This window comes from Caulobacter sp. GW821-FHT09A05 (genome assembly GCF_059418465.1).
In genome coordinates this window covers 102,088-121,104 of sequence record NZ_JBWKPX010000002.1, presented here as the reverse complement: position 1 = coordinate 121,104, position 19,017 = coordinate 102,088, and the positions used below count along the sequence as shown (strand labels likewise).

At 70.1% G+C, this 19,017-nt stretch carries 16 protein-coding genes and 1 pseudogene; 10 read left to right on the top strand and 7 right to left on the bottom strand.

What is annotated here, in order from left to right:
- Positions 1-28: 28 nt before the first annotated feature.
- Together AC07NX_RS02455 and AC07NX_RS02450 are read left to right on the top strand one after the other, a co-directional pair.
- Positions 29-2,827, top strand: coding sequence for a TonB-dependent receptor (locus AC07NX_RS02455; protein WP_494638793.1), 2,799 nt, complete (start codon positions 29-31; stop codon positions 2,825-2,827).
- Positions 2,828-2,924: 97 nt separating this feature from the next.
- On the top strand, positions 2,925-4,379 hold the full coding sequence (locus AC07NX_RS02450) for a CehA/McbA family metallohydrolase (protein WP_494638792.1): 1,455 nt from the start codon (positions 2,925-2,927) through the stop codon (positions 4,377-4,379).
- Positions 4,380-4,393: 14 nt separating this feature from the next.
- Here the strand turns inward: AC07NX_RS02450 and AC07NX_RS02445 are convergent.
- The 4 genes and pseudogenes from AC07NX_RS02445 to AC07NX_RS02430 all read right to left on the bottom strand — a co-directional run.
- Positions 4,394-4,477 (bottom strand): annotated as a pseudogene (locus tag AC07NX_RS02445) (hypothetical protein); the annotation flags it as partial.
- Between the two features lie 71 nt (positions 4,478-4,548).
- The gene (locus tag AC07NX_RS02440; protein ID WP_494638790.1) at positions 4,549-6,312 is read right to left on the bottom strand and encodes a chloride channel protein; all 1,764 of its coding nucleotides are present in this window, start codon (positions 6,310-6,312) and stop codon (positions 4,549-4,551) included.
- Between the two features lie 33 nt (positions 6,313-6,345).
- A complete protein-coding gene (locus AC07NX_RS02435) occupies positions 6,346-6,921 on the bottom strand; it encodes a methylated-DNA--[protein]-cysteine S-methyltransferase (RefSeq protein WP_494638788.1) in 576 nt (191 codons plus the stop codon).
- A complete protein-coding gene (locus AC07NX_RS02430; protein ID WP_494638786.1) occupies positions 6,911-8,404 on the bottom strand; it encodes an AlkA N-terminal domain-containing protein in 1,494 nt (497 codons plus the stop codon). The genes AC07NX_RS02435 and AC07NX_RS02430 overlap by 11 nt, the downstream gene beginning before the upstream one ends.
- 324 nt (positions 8,405-8,728) lie before the next feature.
- Here AC07NX_RS02430 and AC07NX_RS02425 point away from each other — a divergent pair, with 324 nt between their 5' ends.
- Positions 8,729-9,763, top strand: coding sequence for a hypothetical protein (locus AC07NX_RS02425; protein ID WP_494638784.1), 1,035 nt, complete (start codon positions 8,729-8,731; stop codon positions 9,761-9,763).
- Positions 9,764-10,009: 246 nt separating this feature from the next.
- Entirely contained in the window at positions 10,010-11,059 is a 1,050-nt protein-coding gene (locus AC07NX_RS02420; RefSeq protein ID WP_494638782.1) for an aspartate-semialdehyde dehydrogenase, read from the top strand.
- Between the two features lie 15 nt (positions 11,060-11,074).
- On the opposite strand, the gene AC07NX_RS02415 is transcribed toward AC07NX_RS02420, so the two are convergent.
- Entirely contained in the window at positions 11,075-11,635 is a 561-nt protein-coding gene (locus AC07NX_RS02415; protein ID WP_494638780.1) for a TetR/AcrR family transcriptional regulator, read from the bottom strand.
- A 112-nt stretch (positions 11,636-11,747) separates the two neighbouring features.
- On the opposite strand from AC07NX_RS02415, the gene AC07NX_RS02410 reads away from it, so the two are divergent.
- Positions 11,748-12,395, top strand: coding sequence for a glutathione S-transferase family protein (locus tag AC07NX_RS02410; RefSeq protein ID WP_494638778.1), 648 nt, complete (start codon positions 11,748-11,750; stop codon positions 12,393-12,395).
- Between the two features lie 214 nt (positions 12,396-12,609).
- Here the strand turns inward: AC07NX_RS02410 and AC07NX_RS02405 are convergent, their stop codons facing one another.
- Positions 12,610-13,917: an acyl-CoA dehydrogenase family protein gene (locus AC07NX_RS02405; protein ID WP_494638776.1), complete on the bottom strand. Its 1,308-nt coding sequence runs from the start codon at positions 13,915-13,917 to the stop codon at positions 12,610-12,612.
- Positions 13,918-14,138: 221 nt separating this feature from the next.
- Here AC07NX_RS02405 and AC07NX_RS02400 point away from each other — a divergent pair, with 221 nt between their 5' ends.
- The gene (locus AC07NX_RS02400) at positions 14,139-14,621 is read left to right on the top strand and encodes an ImmA/IrrE family metallo-endopeptidase (RefSeq protein WP_494638774.1); all 483 of its coding nucleotides are present in this window, start codon (positions 14,139-14,141) and stop codon (positions 14,619-14,621) included.
- A gap of 3 nt (positions 14,622-14,624) precedes the next feature.
- Positions 14,625-14,963 (top strand): hypothetical protein, encoded by a 339-nt coding sequence (locus AC07NX_RS02395; RefSeq protein WP_494638772.1) that lies wholly within the window; start codon positions 14,625-14,627, stop codon positions 14,961-14,963.
- A 3-nt stretch (positions 14,964-14,966) separates the two neighbouring features.
- Here the strand turns inward: AC07NX_RS02395 and AC07NX_RS02390 are convergent, their stop codons facing one another.
- A complete protein-coding gene (locus AC07NX_RS02390) occupies positions 14,967-15,221 on the bottom strand; it encodes a hypothetical protein (protein ID WP_494638770.1) in 255 nt (84 codons plus the stop codon).
- Between the two features lie 156 nt (positions 15,222-15,377).
- Between AC07NX_RS02390 and AC07NX_RS02385 the strand changes: the two genes are divergently transcribed.
- From AC07NX_RS02385 to AC07NX_RS02375, 3 genes are all read left to right on the top strand, one after another.
- Positions 15,378-15,968, top strand: coding sequence for a GNAT family N-acetyltransferase (locus AC07NX_RS02385; protein WP_494638768.1), 591 nt, complete (start codon positions 15,378-15,380; stop codon positions 15,966-15,968).
- A 346-nt stretch (positions 15,969-16,314) separates the two neighbouring features.
- Positions 16,315-17,640: a hypothetical protein gene (locus AC07NX_RS02380; protein ID WP_494638766.1), complete on the top strand. Its 1,326-nt coding sequence runs from the start codon at positions 16,315-16,317 to the stop codon at positions 17,638-17,640.
- Positions 17,641-17,763: 123 nt separating this feature from the next.
- On the top strand, positions 17,764-18,984 hold the full coding sequence (locus tag AC07NX_RS02375; protein ID WP_494638764.1) for a hypothetical protein: 1,221 nt from the start codon (positions 17,764-17,766) through the stop codon (positions 18,982-18,984).
- Positions 18,985-19,017: the final 33 nt, after the last annotated feature.

The following is a 19,017-nucleotide window of genomic DNA, read 5'->3' as shown; positions in this document are numbered from 1 at the left end:
GCGTCCTGACGACAAGGGGGCTTTCCTGATGATCAAGACCTTGGGCCCGCGCCTCGGCGCATGCGCTTTGCTGGGCGCCACCGCCCTGGTGTCCGTCGCTCCGGCCACGGCCCAGTCCCAGGCCGCCGCGCGGATGGCCTTCGACATTCCGGCCGGCGACACCGCCAGCGCCCTGAACGCCTTTTCGCGCCAGGCCGGCGTGCAGCTGCTGTTCCCCTACGACGTCGCCGCCCGCCACCGCACCGCGGGGCTGAAGGGCGCCTATGGCCGCGAGGAGGCCCTGCGCCGGCTGATCGATGGCGGCGAGCTGGAGATCGCCTCGGCCAGCGCCCAGGTCATCACCCTGCGCCAAAAGGGCCCGGCCCCTTTGGCCGACGCGCCGGCTGACGTGGTCGGCGAGATCATCGTCACCTCGCGGGCCGGATCGGACGTCCGCACCCGGCTGGAGACCAGCTACGCCGTCACCACCATGAGCGCCGAGTCGCTGCGCCTGCGCTCGCCGATGGGCGTGGCCGATGCGCTGAAGGCCGTGCCCGGCTTCTGGGTCGAGGCCTCGGGCGGCGAGGCCAGCGCCAACATCCGGGCCCGCGGCATCCCGCAGGAAGGCTTCTCGGCCATCGCCCTGCAGGAGGACGGCGCGCCGATCCAGCACGACGGCGGCCTGGGCTACCTGAACGCCGACCAGTCGTTCCGCCTGGACGAGACCATCGACCGCATCGAGGTGGTGCGCGGCGGCCCCTCGTCGATCTTCGCCTCCTACGCCCCCGGCGGCACGGTCAACTTCATCACCCGCAAGGGCGGCGACACGCCCGAGGGCCTGGCCAAGGTCCAGGTCAGCGACTACGGGACCAAGCGGGTCGACCTGTTCTACGGCGGTCCGGTCGGCGGCGGCTGGCACGCCTCGGTCGGCGGCTTCTGGCGCGAGGAAGACGGCGTCCGCGACCCGGGCTTCACGGCCAACAAGGGCTACCAGTGGCGGATCGAGGCCGGCCGCGAATTCGAGCGCGGCAGCTTCGAGTTCAACCTCAAGCACCTGGACGACAACATCATCCTGTTCGCGGGCGTGCCGCTGAAGTTCAACGCCGCCGGCGAGCCCAGCGCCGCCCCCGGCTTCGATCCGCTGACCGGCACCCTGGCCGGCCCGGAGACCGCCCACCTGACCCTGCGCGGCCCGACGGGGCCCTTCAACTGGGACCTGACGCGCGGCACCGAGGTCGAGCTGACCCAGGCCACGGCGGTGTTCAAGTACGAGCCGTTCGACGGCTGGCGCTTCCAGGACACGCTGCGCTACCGCACCTCGGAGTCCAAGCGCATCGGCCTGTTCCCCAATACCCCGGTGCTGGGCTCGGCGCGGATCGCCCAGTATCGCGCCGCCCTGCTGGCCGCCACGCCGGGCGCCGCCGACGTGCAGCTGCGCTACACGACCAGCGGCGAGGTGTTCAACACGGCCGGGGCGGGCCAGAACGGCAACGGTCTCGTCCTCGACGGCTCGCTGCGCTACGTCTCCGTGCCCCTGGACGAGCTGATCAACGACGCCCGCTTCCTGCACAAGTTCCAGTTCGGCGAGCAGAGCCACGACGTGGCGTTCGGCGTCTACACCGCCCACGTGGAAGAGGCCTTCAACCGCTATTCGGCCAACGCCCTGCTGGACGTGCGCGGCAACGCCCGCCGGCTGGACCTGGTGGCCGTCGACGGCGCGGGCCGGGTGCTGTCCAGCCTGACCGAGAACGGGATCAGCCGCTACGGCGCGGAGTTCGCCAACGGCGACGGCAAGTCCAACACCGTCGCCCTCTACCTGACCGACGAATGGACCCTGACGCCCAAGCTGCGCATCGACGCCGGCGTGCGCTGGGAGAAGATCGAGTTCGAAGGCCGCAGCGAGCGCAGCGCGACCCGCAACCTCGGCCAGTCGGCCATGCCGGCCGACGACACGGTGCTGTCCGGCACGGGGGTCTACGACCGCCTCGACCGCAAGTTCGACCATGCCGGCTGGACGCTCGGCGTCGACTACAAGTTCAACGGCCAGATGGGCCTGTTCGGCCGCTACACCGCGGCGTTCCGCCTGCCGTCGCTGGGCGACTACATCACCAACGCCACCAACGCCTCGGGTTCGGTCCAGACCATGGATCTGTCCGAGCTGGGCTTCAAATGGGTGACCCCGAAGGTCGAGCTCTACGCCACGGCCTTCCAGACCACCTATGACAACCTCGGCTTCGGCAGCCTGGTGTTCAACCCGACCACCGGCGCCTACGTCAACCAGACCAGCATCACCGACACCAAGACCCTGGGGTTGGAGCTGGAGGGCACGGTGCGCCCGGTCCCGTGGTTCGACCTGCGGGTCAGCGCCACGCTCCAGAACCCCGAGTTCGGCGACTACAAGTTCGAGGAGGCCTGCACGGTCTCGGCCGCCGACCCGAGCTGCCAGGTCAAGCCGCCGGCCACCACGGCCAGCCGCACCCGGGACTTCACCGGCAACCAGTTGGTGCGCGTGCCCAAGACCTCGTTCCGCCTGACCCCCGGCCTGAACCTGCTGGATACGAAGCTGCGCCTGGAGGCCACCGTCGAGCGCTACGGCGACCGCTATTCCGACGCCGCCAACACCTCGAAGCTGCCGGCCTACACCCTGGTGGGCGCCACGGTCCGCTACAACATCACCGACGCCCTGACGGTCTACGCCTATGGCAACAACCTGTTCGACGAACTGGGCCTGACCGAGGGCAACCCCCGGGCCGGCCAGATCATCAGCGGCGAGGCCGGGGCCCTGTACGGCATCGGCCGCCCGGAGTTCGGCCGCTCGTTCCGCGCGGCGCTGATGTACCGGTTCTAGAGGGCGCGAACTCGGAAGTATCGCACTCTTCCTTTTCTGAATCCCCTCGACTGGGCGGCCGGCTGCAACCGGTCGCCCGTTTTTTCGGAAGCCGAACATGATCCGCTGGCTGGCTTTGATCTTCCTTCTGGTGGCGGTCCCGGCCCGGGCCGACGCCGCCAAGCCCGACCTGGTCCTGACCGGCCAGGTGCTGGGCGCCGACCACCAGACCTACAAGCCGGTCGCCTTCGAGGTCCCCGAGGGCGTCACCCGCCTGACTGTCGAGGTCGACTACGCCCGCGACCAGAAGACCGTCGTCGACCTGGGCCTGCTGGACCCGGTGCGGTTCCGCGGCTGGAGCGGCGGCAACAAGAGGCGCTTCACCGTCTCGACCGAGGACGCCACCCCCAGCTACCTGCCCGGCCCGCTGCCGGCCGGCCGCTGGACCCTGCTGCTGGGCGTGCCCTATGCGCGGCCCGGCTCGGCGGCCGCCTACGAGGCCGGGATCAGCTTCGAGCGCGGTCCCGTGGCGACCAGCTTCGCGCCCAAGCCGCTGAAGGCCGCGCCGGGCTGGTATCGCGGCGACCTGCACATGCACACCGCCCACAGCGACGGCGCGTGCCTGGCCCAGTCCGGCGCCCGCGCCCCGTGCCCGGTCTATCGCACGGTCCAGGCGGCCCAGGCCAGGGGCCTGGATTTCATCGCCATCACCGACCACAACACCACCAGCCACTACGAGGCCATGGCCGAGCTGCAGCCGGCCTTCGACCAGCTGTTGCTGATCCCCGGCCGCGAGGTGACCACGTTCCAGGGCCACGCCAACGTCTTCGGCCCGACCGCCTTCATCGACTTCAGGCTGGGCGATCCCAGCGTGCCGGACATCCGGGCTCTGCAAGGCGCGGTGGCGGCGGCCGGCGGGCTGTTCTCGATCAACCATCCCAGTTCTCCCTCCGGCGAGCCGTGCATGGGCTGCGGCTGGACCGTTCCGAACACGGACTATGACCAGGTGCAGTCGATCGAGGTCGCCAACGGCGGGTCGCAGCGCGCCCAGGGCGGCGTGGAAGGCCCGCTGTTCGGCGCACCGTTCTGGGAGGCCCAGCTGAACGCCGGCCACCGCATCACCGCCGTCGGCGGCAGCGACAACCATGACGCCGGCCTGTCGCTCGACACCCCCGGCGCGGTCGGCCGACCGACCACGGTGGTCCATGCCGAGGCGCTGTCGACGGCGGGAATCCTGGCGGGGATCCGCGCGGGCCGGGTGTTCATCGACCTGGACGGAACCAGGGACTGGATGCTGGACCTGAGCGCCCGCTCGAAGGCGGGCCAGGCGGTCATGGGCGGGGTCCTGACCGCGCGGCCGGGCGAGACGGTGGCCTTCACGGCGTCGCTGACCGGCGGCGAGATGGCGGGGCTGGAAGTGATCCGCGACGGGACGAAGCTGCCGGTGACGGTGGGACCGTCCGGGACCTTCACCCTGAAGATGGGCGACAAGGCGTCGTGGGTGCGGCTGAACCTGCGCGACGTCCAGGGCCGGCTGCTGCTGATCGGCAATCCGATCTATTTGCGGCCTTGATCCCTCTCCCGGAGGGGAGAGGGAGGGGCCCGCCGCGAAGCGGTGGGAGGGTGAGGGGTGAAGGCGTCGGACGGCGTGCCGGCGCTCCGGCCCGCGGCCCCCCCCTCATCCGTCGGCTACGCCGACACCTTCTCCCAAAGGGAGAAGGTTCTCGGTTGGAGAGGGTTTTCTACCCCGCTTCCCCCGTCAGCTCGCGCCGCGCCTTGTCCAGCTCCTCGGCGTAGCGTCGGGTCGCATAGGCTTCGGACAGGATGCCGATCACCTCGCGATTGGCGTCGATCACCGCCAGTTCGTCGGCCTGGGTGTGGTCGAAGGCGCGCATGACCTCCTTGATCGACTGCTCGGCCGTCAGGGCGGTGTCGGTATAGAGCGCCAGGGCGCCGACCGGGGACTCGCTCTCGTCGGGCTGGGCGTAGGCCAGGGCGGTGCGGACGATGCCGGCGTAGCGGCCCTTGTCGTCCAGCATCACCACCCGCTTGGTCGAGCCCAGCGGATAGCGGCGGCGGAACTCGGCCAGGCTGGCCTGGGCCGGCACGGTCTTGACGTCCTTGCGCATCATCCGTCCCGCGGTCAGGGGGCGCATCCAGGAAACGTCGTGGGCGCTGCGGATGGTCTCGCCGCGCAGGTGCAGCCGCCAGGTCGAGAACGAGTAGCCGAAGGTCTCGCGCACGATGGCGCTGGCGATCAGCGAGGCGACCAGGGCGGCGGCGGCCACGGTGAAGTCGCCAGTCGCCTCCAGCACCAGGAACGACATGGTGAAGGGGCCGCCGACCACCGCGACGCCGAACGCGCCCAGCCCGACCAGGGCCGCCACCGTCGGGTCCAGCGAGGGTAGCCAGGGCACGAACACCGTCAGGGCCGCGAAGATCTGGCCCACCAGCACGCCCAGGAACAGCGAGGCGAAGAACAGGCCGCCCCGGAAGCCGAAGCTCAGCGACACCACGCTGGCCAGGGCCTTCATGGCCAGCAGGATCAGCAGCATCTTCAGGCCCAGGTCAGCCGTCAGGTTGACGTGCACCGCCCCATGGCCGGCCGACAGGGTCTGGGGCGTGATCATCGCCAGGGCGGCCAGGGCCACGCCCCCGACCATCGGTCGGAAGATCCGGGGCAGCTTCGACTTGCCCACCAGCCCCTCGGCCGAGGCGACCAGCCGCATCAGGGCGACCCCCGCGAAGGCGCAGACCACGCCCAGCAGGGCGTAGAGGCCGTAGTCGAACCAAGACTGCACGGCCGGGGTCGAGGTCTTCAGCAGATAGGGCAGGCCGCCCATCCGTCCGGCCACCAGCACCGCGGCCAGGGCGGCGGCGGCCACCGGGGCCAGGTTGGCGACGGTATAGGCGCCGATGACGATCTCGAACGCGTAGAAGGCCCCGGTCAGGGGCGCGCCGAAGGCCGCGGCGATGGCGGCGCCGGCCCCGGCCCCGACCAGGGTGCGCATGTCGGCCCGGCGCAGGTTCAGCCTCTGGCCGGCGAACGAGGCGACCGCCGCCCCGGCCTGGGCGTAGGCGGCCTCCAGCCCGACCGAGGCCCCGACCCCGTTCGACAGCAGGGTCTGGCCGCAGATGAAGGCGCTGTCGCGGACCGACAGGTGGCCGCCGTGCAGGGCGTTGGCCTCGACCGGGTCGACGGCGGGCTTGGGGCGGTACTTCAGCCAGGCCCAGGTGGCCAGGCCCAGCGCCAGGCCGCCGAGCGGGATGGCCAGGGTCCGCCAGGGGGCGATCGCGCTCTGGGCGCTGAGCCGCTCGTCGACGTCGATGGCGAACAGCAGCACCTGCAGGCCGTGGGCCAGCTTGGCCTGCAGCACCGCCAGGGCCCCGGCCCCGGCCCCGATCAGGGTGGCCACCGCGATCAGCCACAGCTCGCTGGACCGGATCCGCCGCCGCAGCCAGCTGAGCCAGCGCACGGAGGTGGTGGTCGGAAGGGACAGCTGCATGACGCTCGTGGGCTTGGCGGGGGCGAAGGTATCTTAGGGATTGTTCGGGGCGGGGAAACCTTTGAAATCCGCCGGGATGAGCGAAGTTTGGAAGGTTGCGCGCAGAGCGTTTTCGTGCGCCAGCAGCCAGCGCTTGCGTTCGATCCCGCCGCCATAGCCGGTCAGCGACCCGCCGGTTCCGACCACCCGGTGGCAGGGCACGACGACGGCGATCGGGTTGGCCCCGTTGGCCAGGCCGACGGCGCGCACGGCGCTGGGTCGGCCGATCCTCTCGGCCAGCCGGGCATAGGTCGTCGCCTCGCCCGGGGGAATCTCGACCAGGGCGTTCCAGACCTGCTGCTGGAAAGCCGTGCCGCCGATCGTCCAGGGCACGGCCCTGAGCGCCGCCAGCTCGCCGGTGAAATAGGCCGCCAGGCCCTCGCGCACCGCCGCCGGGGCCGCGCCGGTCGCCACCGTCTGGCCGCGGTGGTGCAGACGCAGGGCCCGGGCCAGGCGCTGGGGCTGGTCGTGGAACTCCAGCACCCGCAGCCGGCCTTGCGCGTCGGCGACCACGTCGATCTCGCCGATCGGGGTGGTCAGCACGTCGAGCGTCAGGACCTCAGGCCGCACGCTTGACCTTCCGGACCGGCGGCGCGCCCTCGTCGGCCAGCGAGGCCCACAGGTGCAGGGCGGCGTAGGCGCGCCAGGGCCGCCAGGCCTCGGCCCGGGCCAGCAGCTGGTCCGCCGTCGGACGAACGCCGTCGCCGTCGGCCAGGGCGCGCATCAGGGCCACGTCGGCGGCCGGGAAGGCGTCGGGCTCGCGCAGCTGGCGCATGGCGATGTACTGGGCCGTCCATTCGCCGATGCCGGGCAGGGCGCGCAGGCGGGCGACCATTTCCGCCAGGCTGGCGGTCGGCGACAGCAGGTTCGGGTCGGCGACGATCGCCCCGGCCATGGCCGCCAGGCAGCGAATGCGGGCGCCGGGCATCTTCATCCCGGACAGGTCGGCGGCGGCCAGGCGTTCGGCGGACGGGAAGGCGTGGGTCAGGCCGGGCTCGGCCCAGGGCGCCGGGAGGGGCTCGCCGTGCGCGGCCGTCAGGTCGCCGGCCAGCTTGCGCGCCTGGACCACGGTGATCTGCTGGCCCAGGATCGCCCGCACCGCCAGCTCGAACCCGTCCCAGGCGCCGGGCACCCGCAGGCCCGGGCGCCGGGCCACCATCCCCGCCAGGTCCGGGTCGCGCGACAGCACCTCGCCGATGCCGACCGGGTCGGCCGACAGGTCGAACACCCCGCGCACCCGGGCCAGGACGCGGGGCAGGGCCGACGGCTTGGGGAACCGCACCGCCACGCTCAGTCGGTCGCCGCCGATCGGCGCCACGGCGATCGTCCCGGCCGCGCCATCCAGGGCGATGACCCGGCGGTACACGTTGTTCTCGACGACCTCGACGCCGGGGATCGCCCGCATGGCCAGGAAGGCCAGCATGCCGTCCCAGTCGTAGGGCGGACGGTAGCGCAGGGTCAGGGAGATGGCTTCACCGGCCGGGGCCGGGAGCGCCTTCCTCCGGCGCAGGGCGGCGGGCGGACGATCGTAGAGCTGCTGGAAGGTCTCGTTGAAGCGCCGCACGCTGCCGAAGCCCGCGGCCAGGGCCACCTCGCCCATCGGCAGGTCGGTCTCGTGGATCAGCTGCTTGGCCAGCAGCACCCGCCGGGTCTGGGCCACGCCCACCGGCGTCGCGCCCAGGTGCTGCAGGAACAGCCGCCGCAGTTGGCGTCCTCCCACACCCACGCGTTCGGCCAGGGTTTCCACGTCCCCCTCGTCGAGCGCGCCGGCCTCGATCAGGGCCAGGGCCCGGCTGACGGTGTTGGACGCCCCGTTCCAGGCCCCCAGTTGCGGCGAGGTTTCGGGCCGGCAGCGCAGGCAGGCCCGATAGCCAGCCTCCTGGGCCGAGGCGGCGGAGGCGTGGAAGGTGACGTTCTCACGCTTGGGCGTGCGGGCCGGGCACACCGGCCGGCAGTAGATGCCCGTGGTCTTGACGGCCACGAACAACCGGCCGTCGAAGCGGGCGTCACGGGTCTGGATGGCGCGGTAGCAGGCGTCGGGATCAAGGTCCATGCGCCCGATCATAGCCCCGGACGAGGCGACGTCTCGCGGTTTTCGGACGTTGTCGTCGGTGAAGGGCGAGGCGCGGTGGTTGTCGCGCTATACAATCTTCGGGCGAGAAATATTCATCAAGGTACAAATGTCGGCCCTTCGACATTTCTGTATCTAGAGATGCAAGCTCGACACGAGTGCTATCGGCCAAGCTGTTGTGCGACAAAATGCGCAGCAAAAACAGTCCAATACAGGGACGTTAATGTCCAATTGGGCATGAACATTAGAGGGTGATCAACCGCGATGGTCGCCCAATGGCCTCAAGTTGGGTTTGGGGCCATCACCATGAAATATCCTGTCCTCTGGGCGACGAGCGCGCTGATCGCGGCCGTCGCCGTGTCCGGTTTCGCCGTCGCCCGCCAGGAGCGCGGGGCGCCCGGCGTCAGCCTGGCCCGCGACGTGGTCGCCGCGGCCAGCGCCTTCGAGACCTATACGCGCGGCGCCGGGACCATCTCGGCGGCGTTCGAGAACGGCGGCGGCGTCGCCGAGGCCCTGGCCAAGGGCGCGGCCTACCAGCCCGAGCAGCTGGACGCCGGCATGATCGCCTATGGCGCCATCGCCGCCCTGCAGGAGGAGGCCTTCATCGACGGGGTGCGCCAGGCGGCGCGCGAAACGTCGCCCGAAGAGCTGGTCGAGCGCCTGGAAGCCAATCCCGAAAGCGTCGTCGAGATCGACGGCGTCGGCGCGGCCGCCAGCCGGGCCCAGGCGGCCCTGCTCAAGCGCGGCGCGCCGCTGGGCGTCACCGGCAAGGCGGTCAAGCAGGCGGCCTACGACGTCCAGCGCCAGGGCTGGTCCAAGGACCCGGTCGCCGACAGCGCCGGCCGCCTGGCCAAGGTCAAGGCGATGTCCGCCGCCTTCTTTACCCCCGGCGACGAGGACGCCGGCCGGCTGATCCAGGCGGCGACCGCGCCGCGCGAGGGGGCGAACGCCTTTGGCGGCGGTGAGGGCGGGGCGGCCTTCACCCCGGTGACCGTGCGGGCCGCCGCCCTGGCCGCCCTGGCCGTGCTGGGCGCGGCCGGCGACGACGACGTGGCCAAGCTGGACGTCGTCATGCACGAGAAGAAGAGCGGCTTCTGCATGAAGATGGCCAAGCTGAACCTCTACCAGTGCCTGGCCGTCGCCGGTCCGCACTACGAGGATGTCTTCTGCCTGGGCCAGCACGCCCTGATCGACACCGCCCAGTGCGTCAACGACGCCGCGGGCGGAGCGACGGTCCCGACGGCGGCTCCGGCCCCCGCGCCGCGTCCGGTCCCCGGCTTCCTGATCCCGGTCGCCGGCCAGGCGGTGGCGGCGATGTCGCCGGTTCCGGAAGGAAACTAGTTTCCACGCCCTGGTGGGAGCGGCGGGAGGTTTACATCCGCCGCGTCCGCCCCTAGAGAGCTTGGCCATGTCCGTCGTCATGACCAAAGCCATTATTCGCAAAACGACCCGCTCGCGCGGGGCGTCTGCGGGTATGCGCCGGGTCTAGGGCGCGACAACCCGGACAGAAGCCCCGCCGATGCGCGGGGCCGTCCTTTCCAGACCGGCAAGATCCCCGCGCCTCCGCATCCTCAGGAGACGCATGACATGACCCCGTCCTTTTCCAGCTCCAACCCGCCCCGCGTCGGCATCGTCGGCGCCACCGGCCTGGTCGGCGAGATGATGCGGACGCTGCTGGCCGAGCGGGACTTCCCGCTGGCTTCCCTGCGCCTGTTCGCCTCGGCGCGCTCGGCCGGGACGACGCTGCGCTTCGGCGGCCGCGAGGTCGTGGTCGAGGACGCCGCGACCGCCGACTATGCCGGCCTGGACATCGTGTTCTTCTCGGCCGGCGGCGACACCTCGCGCGCCCTGGCTCCGAAGGTGGCGGCCGCCGGGGCGATCGTCATCGACAACTCCTCGGCCTGGCGCGACGATCCGGACGTGCCGCTGGTGGTGGCCGAGGTGAACCCCCACGCCCTGGCCGCGATCCCCAAGGGGATCGTCGCCAACCCCAACTGCACGACCATGGCGGCCATGCCGGTCCTCAAGCCGCTGCATGCGGCGGCCGGCCTGAAGCGCCTGACGGTCAGCACCTACCAGGCGGTGTCGGGCGGCGGCGTGGCCGGGATCGACGAACTGCGCGAGCAGGTGCTGGCGACGGCCGCGGACGGCGGCGCGGCCCTGGCCCGCGACGGCGCCGCCGTGGCCTTTCCTCCGCCGAAGAAGTGGGTCGCGCCGATCGCCTTCAACGTCGTGCCGCTGAACTACAGGCTGGGCGAGGACGGCTATACCGAGGAGGAGGCCAAGCTGCGCGACGAGACCCGCAAGATCCTGGAGATCCCGGGCCTGCCGGTGTCGGGCACCTGCGTGCGGGTGCCGGTGTTCACGGGGCACTCGCTGTCGATCAACGCCGAGTTCGAGCGGCCGCTGTCCGTCGCCGACGCCCTGGACCTGCTGGGCCGGGCCCCGGGGGTGGTGCTGGCCGAGGTCCCCAATCCGCTGGCCGCCACCGGCCAGGACCCGGTGTTCGTGGGACGGGTGCGGTCCGACCCCACCGTCGTCCACGGCCTGGCGCTGTTCGTGACGGGTGACAACCTGCGCAAGGGCGCGGCGCTCAACGCCGTCCAGATCGCCGAGGTGCTCTGCGGTCGAGGGTGAGGGCCACGGGCGGGGCTAGGGGAACAGCCCCGCCGCCCGGTAGGCGGCGATCGTGCGGTCGTAGATCGCCACGTCGCCGCCGCCGCGCGCCAGCAGCTGGGCGCCGTTGACGGCCGACAGCACCGCCAGGGCCTTCTGGCTGGCCTCGGGGCCGGTCAGGCCCAGCACCTGGGTCAGCCACGCGACGTTCAGGGCGACGAACGCATCGACCTGGATCATCACCTCGGCCGGCATGTCGGCCTTCTCGGCGGCCATGATCCCGACCAGGCACATGCGGTTGTCGTTGACCAAGGCGGCGCGGAACACGCCGGTATAGAGGCTCATCCGCGTCACCGCGTCGGGCGCGACGGTCAGGAAATGCTCGAAGGCCTTGGCGGCCCCCTCGGTATAGCGCTTGGCCAGGGCCGCCCCCAGGTCGCCCTTGGTCGGGAAATGGTAGTGGATGCTGGCGCTCTTGATCCCGACCGTCTTGGCCAGGTCGCGGAAGCTCAGCGCATTGTAGCCTCGGGCCTGCACCACGGCCTGCCCGGCGTCCAGGATCGCCTGTCTCGTGTCCGGCTTCGTCTCGGGGGGCACCGCTGATTCCTTGCCTATCTATCGATAGATAATTGTTGACGGCGTCGCGCGAAAGGCCTTTACGGGTTTTGTCTACCTACTGATAGGTAGAATCATCGGAAAGGCAGCCGCCATGAAAATCCACGACTTCGCCATCGGGCCGAACCCGGCCCGCGTCCGCATCGCCCTGGCCGAAAAGGGCCTGGGCGCCGAGGTCACCTTCGTGCCGGTCGACCTGCCCGGAGCCGAGCACAAGCAGCCGGCGTTCCTCGAAAAGAACCCGACCGGGACCGTGCCGGTGCTGGAGCTGGACGACGGCCTCTGCATCTCCGAATGCACGGCGATCACCGAGTACCTGGACAATCTCGACGGAAACCCGGTGCTGACCGGTCGGACCCCGCGCGAGAAGGCGGTGATCCACATGATGCAGAAGCGGGCCGAGTCCGAGCTGATCGACGCGGTGGGGATCTATTTCCACCACGCCACCCCGGGCCTCGGCGCGAAGATGCTGCCCTACAAGAGCCCCGACTGGGACGGCCGCCAGGCCTGGGGCGAGCGCTCGCGCGACAGGGCCGTGGCGGGCATGCGCTATTTCGACAAGGTGCTGCGCGACCAGCCCTACGTGGCCGGCGAGGCGTTCTCGATGGCCGACATCACCGTGTGGGGCGGCCTGGCCTTCGCCGACTTCGCCCGGATCGCGATCCCGGAGGACTGCACGGCGCTGACGGCGTGGCGGGCGAAGGTGGCGGAACGGCCGAGCGTAAAGCAGCCGGCGGGGTAGGGGCGGCGGACGCCCCCTCCGTCACGCCGCTGCGCGACGCGCCATCTCCCCCGTTTCACGGGTGAGGAGAAGGTTTCGATCTCCACCTCACCCGCATCGCGGGGGAGGTGGCGCGATGCGAATACGCATCGTGACGGAGGGGGCGTCACCCCAAGGAAAAAGCCTCCCGGTTCACACCGGGAGGCCCTCGTCATCACGGCAAGCGATAGGACCCCTACCGGATCCCCGCCACTTCCCGCGCCGCTTCGCGCTCGACCTTCTGCTGGTAGGCCAGATCCCCGTACTTGCCGTATTCCATCCGGGCGATGGTGCGCTCGTGCACCTCGTCCGGGCCGTCGGCCAGGCGCAGGGTGCGGATGCCGGCATAGGCCTTGGCCAGGCCGAAGTCGGTGGTCACGCCGCCGCCGCCGTGGGCCTGGATGGCGTCGTCGATGATCTTCAGGGCCAGGCGCGGGGCGGCGACCTTGATCATCGCGATCTCCAGCCGGGCCGACTTGTTGCCGGCCTTGTCCATCATGTCGGCGGCCTTCAGGCACAGCAGGCGGCACATCTCGATATTGATGCGGGCCTCGGCGACGCGCTCCTCCCAGACCGAGTGGTCGGAGATGTACTTGCCGAACGCCTTTCGGCTCATCAGCCGCTTGACCATCTTCTCCAGCGCCACCTCGGCCGTGCCGATGGTGCGCATGCAGTGGTGGATGCGGCCGGGACCCAGGCGGCCCTGGGCGATCTCGAAGCCGCGGCCCTCGCCCAGCAGCAGGGCGTCCTCGATCGGCACGCGCACGTCCTTGAGGATCACCTCGGCGTGGCCGTGCGGGGCGTCGTCATAGCCGAACACCGGCAGCATGCGGACGATCTCGATGCCGGGGCTGTCCATCGGCACCAGCACCTGGCTCTGCTGCTGGTGGCGGCTGGCGTTGTCCGGATCGGTCTTGCCCATGACGATGGCCACCTTGCAGCGCGGGTCGCCCACGCCGGAGCTCCACCACTTGCGGCCGTTGATCACATAGTGGTCGCCGTCGCGCTCGATGCGGGTCTCGATATTGGTGGCGTCCGAACTGGCCACCGCCGGCTCGGTCATCAGGAAGGCGCTGCGGATCTCGCCGTTCATCAGCGGGCGCAGCCAGCGCTCCTTCTGGGCCAGGGTGCCGTAGCGCATCAGCACTTCCATGTTGCCGGTGTCGGGCGCCGAACAGTTGAACACCTCGGACGCGAAGCCGACCTTGCCCAGCTGCTCGGCGATCAGGCTGTATTCGAGGTTGGTCAACTGGACGCCCTCGAACTGGAACGTGTCGTCCACATGGGTCTGGCCGCTGTGGGGCGGCATGAAGAAGTTCCACAGGCCCGCGGCCTTGGCCTTGGCCTTCAGCGCCTCGACGATCTGGACGACCTTCCAGCGTTCGGCCCCGAGCACGTTCATCTCGGCCTCGTAGACCGGGATCGCCGGGACGACGTGTTCTTCCATGAAGGCGGTGACCCGGTCGAGGAAGCTGCGCTGGGTGGCGGAGATTTCGAAGTCCATGGCGTGCCCGATCCCGTTCTGTGCTGTCAAACGTTTGTTTGAAATGGTTCTAGCACCGAACGGAGGCGGACGGCAAGCGGAGAGGCGCTCTCGGGACGGCTTGAGAGTTCACTTTTTGTTCGTGTGATGGTACAGATTGAGGTGGCGCCGATCGGGCGCCTCATCTGGTGTACTTGCTCGAACAGCCCTATTTCTGAGCCAACGAATTCGCTGGAGTCGACATGGCAAATTTCGCCCTTGCTCAGCGAGAAGCTGAGGGTTTGATCGATAAATATAGAATTACGCGACCCCCTATCGATCCTGAGGCCATCGCCGAGGACCTAGGTGTGAATGTCGTGTATGCGGAGTTCAATAAAGACATTTCCGATCAAGTTTCGGGATATATCGATCCGGCGTCCCGCCAGATCGTGGTCAACAAGGCGATTTCCGCGAGCCGAAAAATATACACGATCGCTCATGAGCTTGGGCATTACATAATGCATCGCGATTATGCCAATTCGCAAGATTACCAGGTTCTTCTGCGGCGAAATCAGTATGAAGGCGCCAAGCCTCCGGAAGAACAGGAGGCCGACGCCTTCGCCGCCAATCTGCTCGTACCGATGAAATTCCTTAGGCAGTACAAGGATGTCGCGAGTTCCAGCGAATTGGCAAGATTATTTTGCGTATCGCACGACGTCATTCTTCACCGGCTTCGGCGCGCCTAGGCCATGGCGGTAACGCGTGCCGAAGCCGCCAGCGCTATTGCGCACTCGCCGCAAGAGGGTGACGAAGGGAAGGAAGCCGCACTCGATAGCGGATCAAACACCGCCGTAGAGTTGGACGGGCGTAGACGGTTTTTCACGCTACGTGGGCACTGGTCCTGGGCGATCATCGCCTGGATCAGTATCCTTATCGTCTTCAATTGCGGCTTGGCGGTTGGCGCCGGGCTCGGGTTCTTTGATTTCAAAGACTACCAGTGGCTCATCACCGCCGTGACGGTCGAGACATTCTTGCAGGTCGTCGGCCTTGGCTATGTGGCCGCGAAATACCTCTTCTCGAAAGGTTGACCCTTACGGCACATAGTTCACCGCGATCACCGGGGTGACCGAGGCGGTGGTGTTGCGGCCGGCCGGGATGATGCGGACGCCGGCGACCACGCCCAGGACGGGGCTGAAATTGTACTCGACGGCGGGCGCCAGGATCAGGGCCTGGCTGACCGGCGCGCGGCGGGCGTAGGCCGCGCCCGCGCCGTCGACGCCCGACACCGTGGTCGCCGCGTCGCGCTGGTAGGCCAGGTCGATCGCCGCCACCCAACGCCGCGTCACGCTGTACTCGAAGGCCAGGTCGATATTGAACGCGTCGCCTGGCTTGGCCCCTCCGCCGTCGCCTCGCCGAAAAGGGGCCGTCTCGACGGAAAACCGGGGCGCGGACCGCCGCGCCCCGCTTGCACGGGACCCGCGGGCCGGGGCATTCTGCCGCCCATGAACATCCAGATTCGCCCCCTCGAAGGCCGCTACGTGCGGCTGGAACCGATCACGCCAGAGCTCCGCGCCGAGCTGAAGGGCGCGATCGACTGCGATCCCGAGAGCTGGGAGATCATGTCGACCAACGGCTGCGGCGAGGGCTTCGCCGACTGGTGGGGCGCGCTGAAGGGCGAGACCGAGCGCGGCGAGCGGATCGGCTTCGCCATCCGCCGGCTGAAGGACAACAAGGTGGTCGGCACGTCCAGCTACCTGAACATCCGCAAGCTGCACCGGGGCCTCGAGGTCGGCTCGACCTTCCTGCATCCCGAGGCCCGCTCGGGCCCGGTCAATCCGGAATCCAAGCTGCTGCTGCTCAAGCACGCCTTCGACTCCGGGGCGATCCGGGTCGAGTTCATGGTCGACGTGCGCAACGCCCGCAGCCAGGCCGCCGTCGAGAAGCTGGGCGCCGACAAGGACGGCGTGCTGCGCAACCACAAGATCACCTGGACCGGCCACGTGCGCGACACCGCCGTGTTCTCCATCACCGACGCCGACTGGCCGGGCGTCCGGCAGCGGCTGGATTTCCGGTTGCAGGAGACGTTCGCCTAGGACTGTGGACGCCAGGGAGGCGGTTTGGCCGCGCTCTTGGTTGTCATCCCGGAAAGCGCGCGGCGCTTGTCCGGGACCCAGGCGAACCGCAAGGCGTCAGCCCAGTCCCCTGGGTCCCGGACAGCCTCTGCGAGGCTTCCGGGATGACAACGAAGGGGCGCGCGTGGCGATGTCCTTGAAAGTAACAAGAAAACAGCGCTCCGAGCCGCTGCTTGGCCGTCGCCAATTGTCACGGTTTTGCGAAGAACGCTGATCTGTGAGGTAAAGATGGCGTTATCCATGCCCTCGTAAAGATTTCGCCAAGCTTTCGCGCGTAGTTTCCGGCCCCATGACGGCTATTGCGTGCTTGAGAATTCTGGTCGCCGGGACCGCCGAGGCGGGTCGGAGCCTCCCGGCCGCCCAGGTGGAAGCCGCCGCGGACCTGTACCTGAAGCACCGCTGGAAGGCCCCGCGCCGCTATGGCGCCGTCGCGCCCCTGGCCTTCGTGCTGGCCGACACCAAGGCCGACAGCCTGGATCCCGTCGAGATGCAGACCCTGGCGGTCGAGCTTGAAGCCGGCCTGTTCCCGGGCCGCGAAGCCGGCCAGGTCTGCCTGCTGACCTTCGAGGGCGACGAGACCGCCGTCCTGCAGTTCGCCAGCCTGTCCCAGGCCTCCCTGGCCAGCCTGATCGCCGGCCGCGGCTATGCCGGCCCGCCCGGCCACGTCCAGGTGATCACCGCCGCGGAAATCCGCGCCGTGCCCAGCGCGCCCAGCGAGGCCGTGGTCGAGGAGACGCTGCAGGCGGCCCTGAGCCGGACGGCGCCGGTCCCGAGCGCGCCCGTCGTCTCCGCCGCCGAAGCCGCCCCGGGCGCCGGCAAGGCTCCGGCCGCGCGTCCCGTCCCCCCGGCGGCCCCGCCGGCCGCCGCGAGCCGCCCCGCCGCCGCCCGTCCCGCGCCGGTTCCCGACAAGCCCAAGCCGCCGGCCCCGCCGCCCACCGGCTGGTGGGGTCTCTATCATCCGCCGTCGGAGTCCTTCGTCGGGGCGGCGATCGGCCTGCGGTCCGACCTGCTGGCCCCGCGTCCCACCGAGGACGCCGCCCTGCTGACCCGCGACCTGACCTGCCTGAACGACGCCCAGGTCGCCTTCGCCCATCCCTCCTTCCAGAAGGGGGCCGGCGACGCGGGCATGCTGTTCGTGCCGTTCAGCTTCTGGAACCTGACCAATCCGGCCTCGCAGGAGGCCTACAAGCGCCGGCTGTCGCGCTATCCGCTGGACATGCAGGCCCGGCTGGGCGCGACCGTTTACGACACCCCGCGCGAGCCTTCGCTGGGCCTGCTGGGGCAGATCCGGACGTTCCTGCAGCCGCACTTCGCCTTCATCGACCTGAACATCACCGAGCCGAACTTCCCGGTCGGCACGCTGCCGGGCGAGCTGGCCACCAGCATCACCCTTTCGTTGCCCGAGGGCGACCTGCGGGCCCGCGTCGAGGCGATCGGCCAGTTCGCCGCGGCCCAGGGCGCCTATCGCGCGAAGGGCGTCCGGCAGGGCGTCGCGGGCCTGCGCGATCCCAAGGAGCTGGAAGCCTGCCGCGCGGCCGGCCTGCGCTTCGTCTCCGGCCCGGCGATCAGCGACCTGATGGCCAGCCCGATCGGGGCCGCCCCGGCCCGGGGCCTGCCGCTGAAGGTCGCCTGACGCCGAACCTGGGCGGACGCCGCGACAGTGGGTCGCGGACAAAATTTCGCGTTTGAGTCGATTCCGCTAACCTTCCACGCGTAATGTGGCGGCATGACTGCAATCGCGTGCTTGAAGGTCTTCGTGGGCGACGAACTGCGGTTCGCCGACAACGACACCATGGCCGGCCTGGTCGGCAAGGTGGCGGGCGCCTACCTGGAGACCACCTGGCTGTGGCCGCGCCGTTACGGCCTGGTCGCGCCGTTCTCGTTCGTCCTGGCCGACCCGCGCGCCACCGCGCTGGACGCCCGCGAACTGCAGGCCCTGGCCCGCGACCTGCAGTTCAAGCTGTTCGGCGACAAGGGCGACGGCGACATCGCCCTGCTGATGTTCGAGGGCGACCAGACCGACGTCATGCGCTTCGCCGGCATCAACGGCGCCCAGCTGAAGGCCCTGCTGGACGGCGAGGGCGAGAGCCCGTTCGCCGGACGCGTCTGCCGGATCACCCCGACCGAGGTCAGCTCGGTCGTCCCCAAGGGCGGGCCGGTCTGCGGCGCGCCGACCATGGAGGAACTGGCGGCCCTGGCGGCCGAGGACGACGCGGAGCCCGCCGGCCCGCCGGCCCGGGTCGGCTATCGCGGCGTCTATCATGGCCCCCGCCAGACCTTCATCGGCAGCGTCGCGGTCTGGCGCCAGGCCCAGGTGGCGTCCGCCTTCGGCCTGACCCCGCCCCACGTCGAGGTCAACCGTCCCGAGGAGGACATCCTGATCCTGGGCGGCGCGGCCGCGGCCCTGGCCGCCGTGCCGGTAGGGGTGATGTTTTTCCCGATCAGCTTCTCGACCCTGGTCAAGCCGCGGGCCCGGGCGGAGCTGCTGCCGCACCTGGAAGCGCTGCCGCGCGCGGCGCGGCTGCGCCTGGCGGTCGGCGTCTATGACACGCCCCGCGCCCCGTCGTTCTCGGCCCTGTCGCAGATCAAGCGGTTCCTGGAGCCGTTCTTCGGCCGGCTGGACCTGCGGGTCACCGATCCGGCCTTCCAGATCGACGAGCTGCCGGCGGGCCTGGCCAGCAGCGTCACCCTGGCCCTGCCGCCGGGCGACGAGCCGACCCGGCTGGCGGCGGTCAGCCGATTCGTGCGCGAGGGGCCCGCCTATCGCCGCAAGCAGGTCTGGCAAGGCGTCGCCGACATCCGCACCCGCCGCGAGCTGAACCACTGCATCGAGCTGGGCCTGCCGTTCATGACCGGCGAGGCGGTGACCGACCTGATGGAGCAGCCGGTCGGCGCCAGCCCGCTGCCCTGGCTGAACCTGCCGCTGCACGACTGGTCGGTGGCGCCGGAGCCCGGATCCGTGTCCTCCGTCGCCTGATCCGTACACGGCGCGTCTCCCGAAAGAATCGCG

Excerpts from the sequence above, each read along its gene's own strand:
- AC07NX_RS02425 (WP_494638784.1), top strand. The coding sequence starts at position 8,729 with ATGAAATATCCTGTCCTCTGGGCGACGAGCGCGCTGATCGCGGCCGTC.
- AC07NX_RS02455 (WP_494638793.1), top strand. The coding sequence starts at position 29 with ATGATCAAGACCTTGGGCCCGCGCCTCGGCGCATGCGCTTTGCTGGGC.
- AC07NX_RS02400 (WP_494638774.1), top strand. The coding sequence starts at position 14,139 with ATGGCAAATTTCGCCCTTGCTCAGCGAGAAGCTGAGGGTTTGATCGAT.
- AC07NX_RS02440 (WP_494638790.1), bottom strand. The coding sequence starts at position 6,312 with ATGCAGCTGTCCCTTCCGACCACCACCTCCGTGCGCTGGCTCAGCTGG.
- AC07NX_RS02430 (WP_494638786.1), bottom strand. The coding sequence starts at position 8,404 with ATGGACCTTGATCCCGACGCCTGCTACCGCGCCATCCAGACCCGTGAC.
- AC07NX_RS02405 (WP_494638776.1), bottom strand. The coding sequence starts at position 13,917 with ATGGACTTCGAAATCTCCGCCACCCAGCGCAGCTTCCTCGACCGGGTC.
- AC07NX_RS02385 (WP_494638768.1), top strand. The coding sequence starts at position 15,378 with ATGAACATCCAGATTCGCCCCCTCGAAGGCCGCTACGTGCGGCTGGAA.
- AC07NX_RS02420 (WP_494638782.1), top strand. The coding sequence starts at position 10,010 with ATGACCCCGTCCTTTTCCAGCTCCAACCCGCCCCGCGTCGGCATCGTC.
- AC07NX_RS02410 (WP_494638778.1), top strand. The coding sequence starts at position 11,748 with ATGAAAATCCACGACTTCGCCATCGGGCCGAACCCGGCCCGCGTCCGC.
- AC07NX_RS02395 (WP_494638772.1), top strand. The coding sequence starts at position 14,625 with ATGGCGGTAACGCGTGCCGAAGCCGCCAGCGCTATTGCGCACTCGCCG.
- AC07NX_RS02450 (WP_494638792.1), top strand. The coding sequence starts at position 2,925 with ATGATCCGCTGGCTGGCTTTGATCTTCCTTCTGGTGGCGGTCCCGGCC.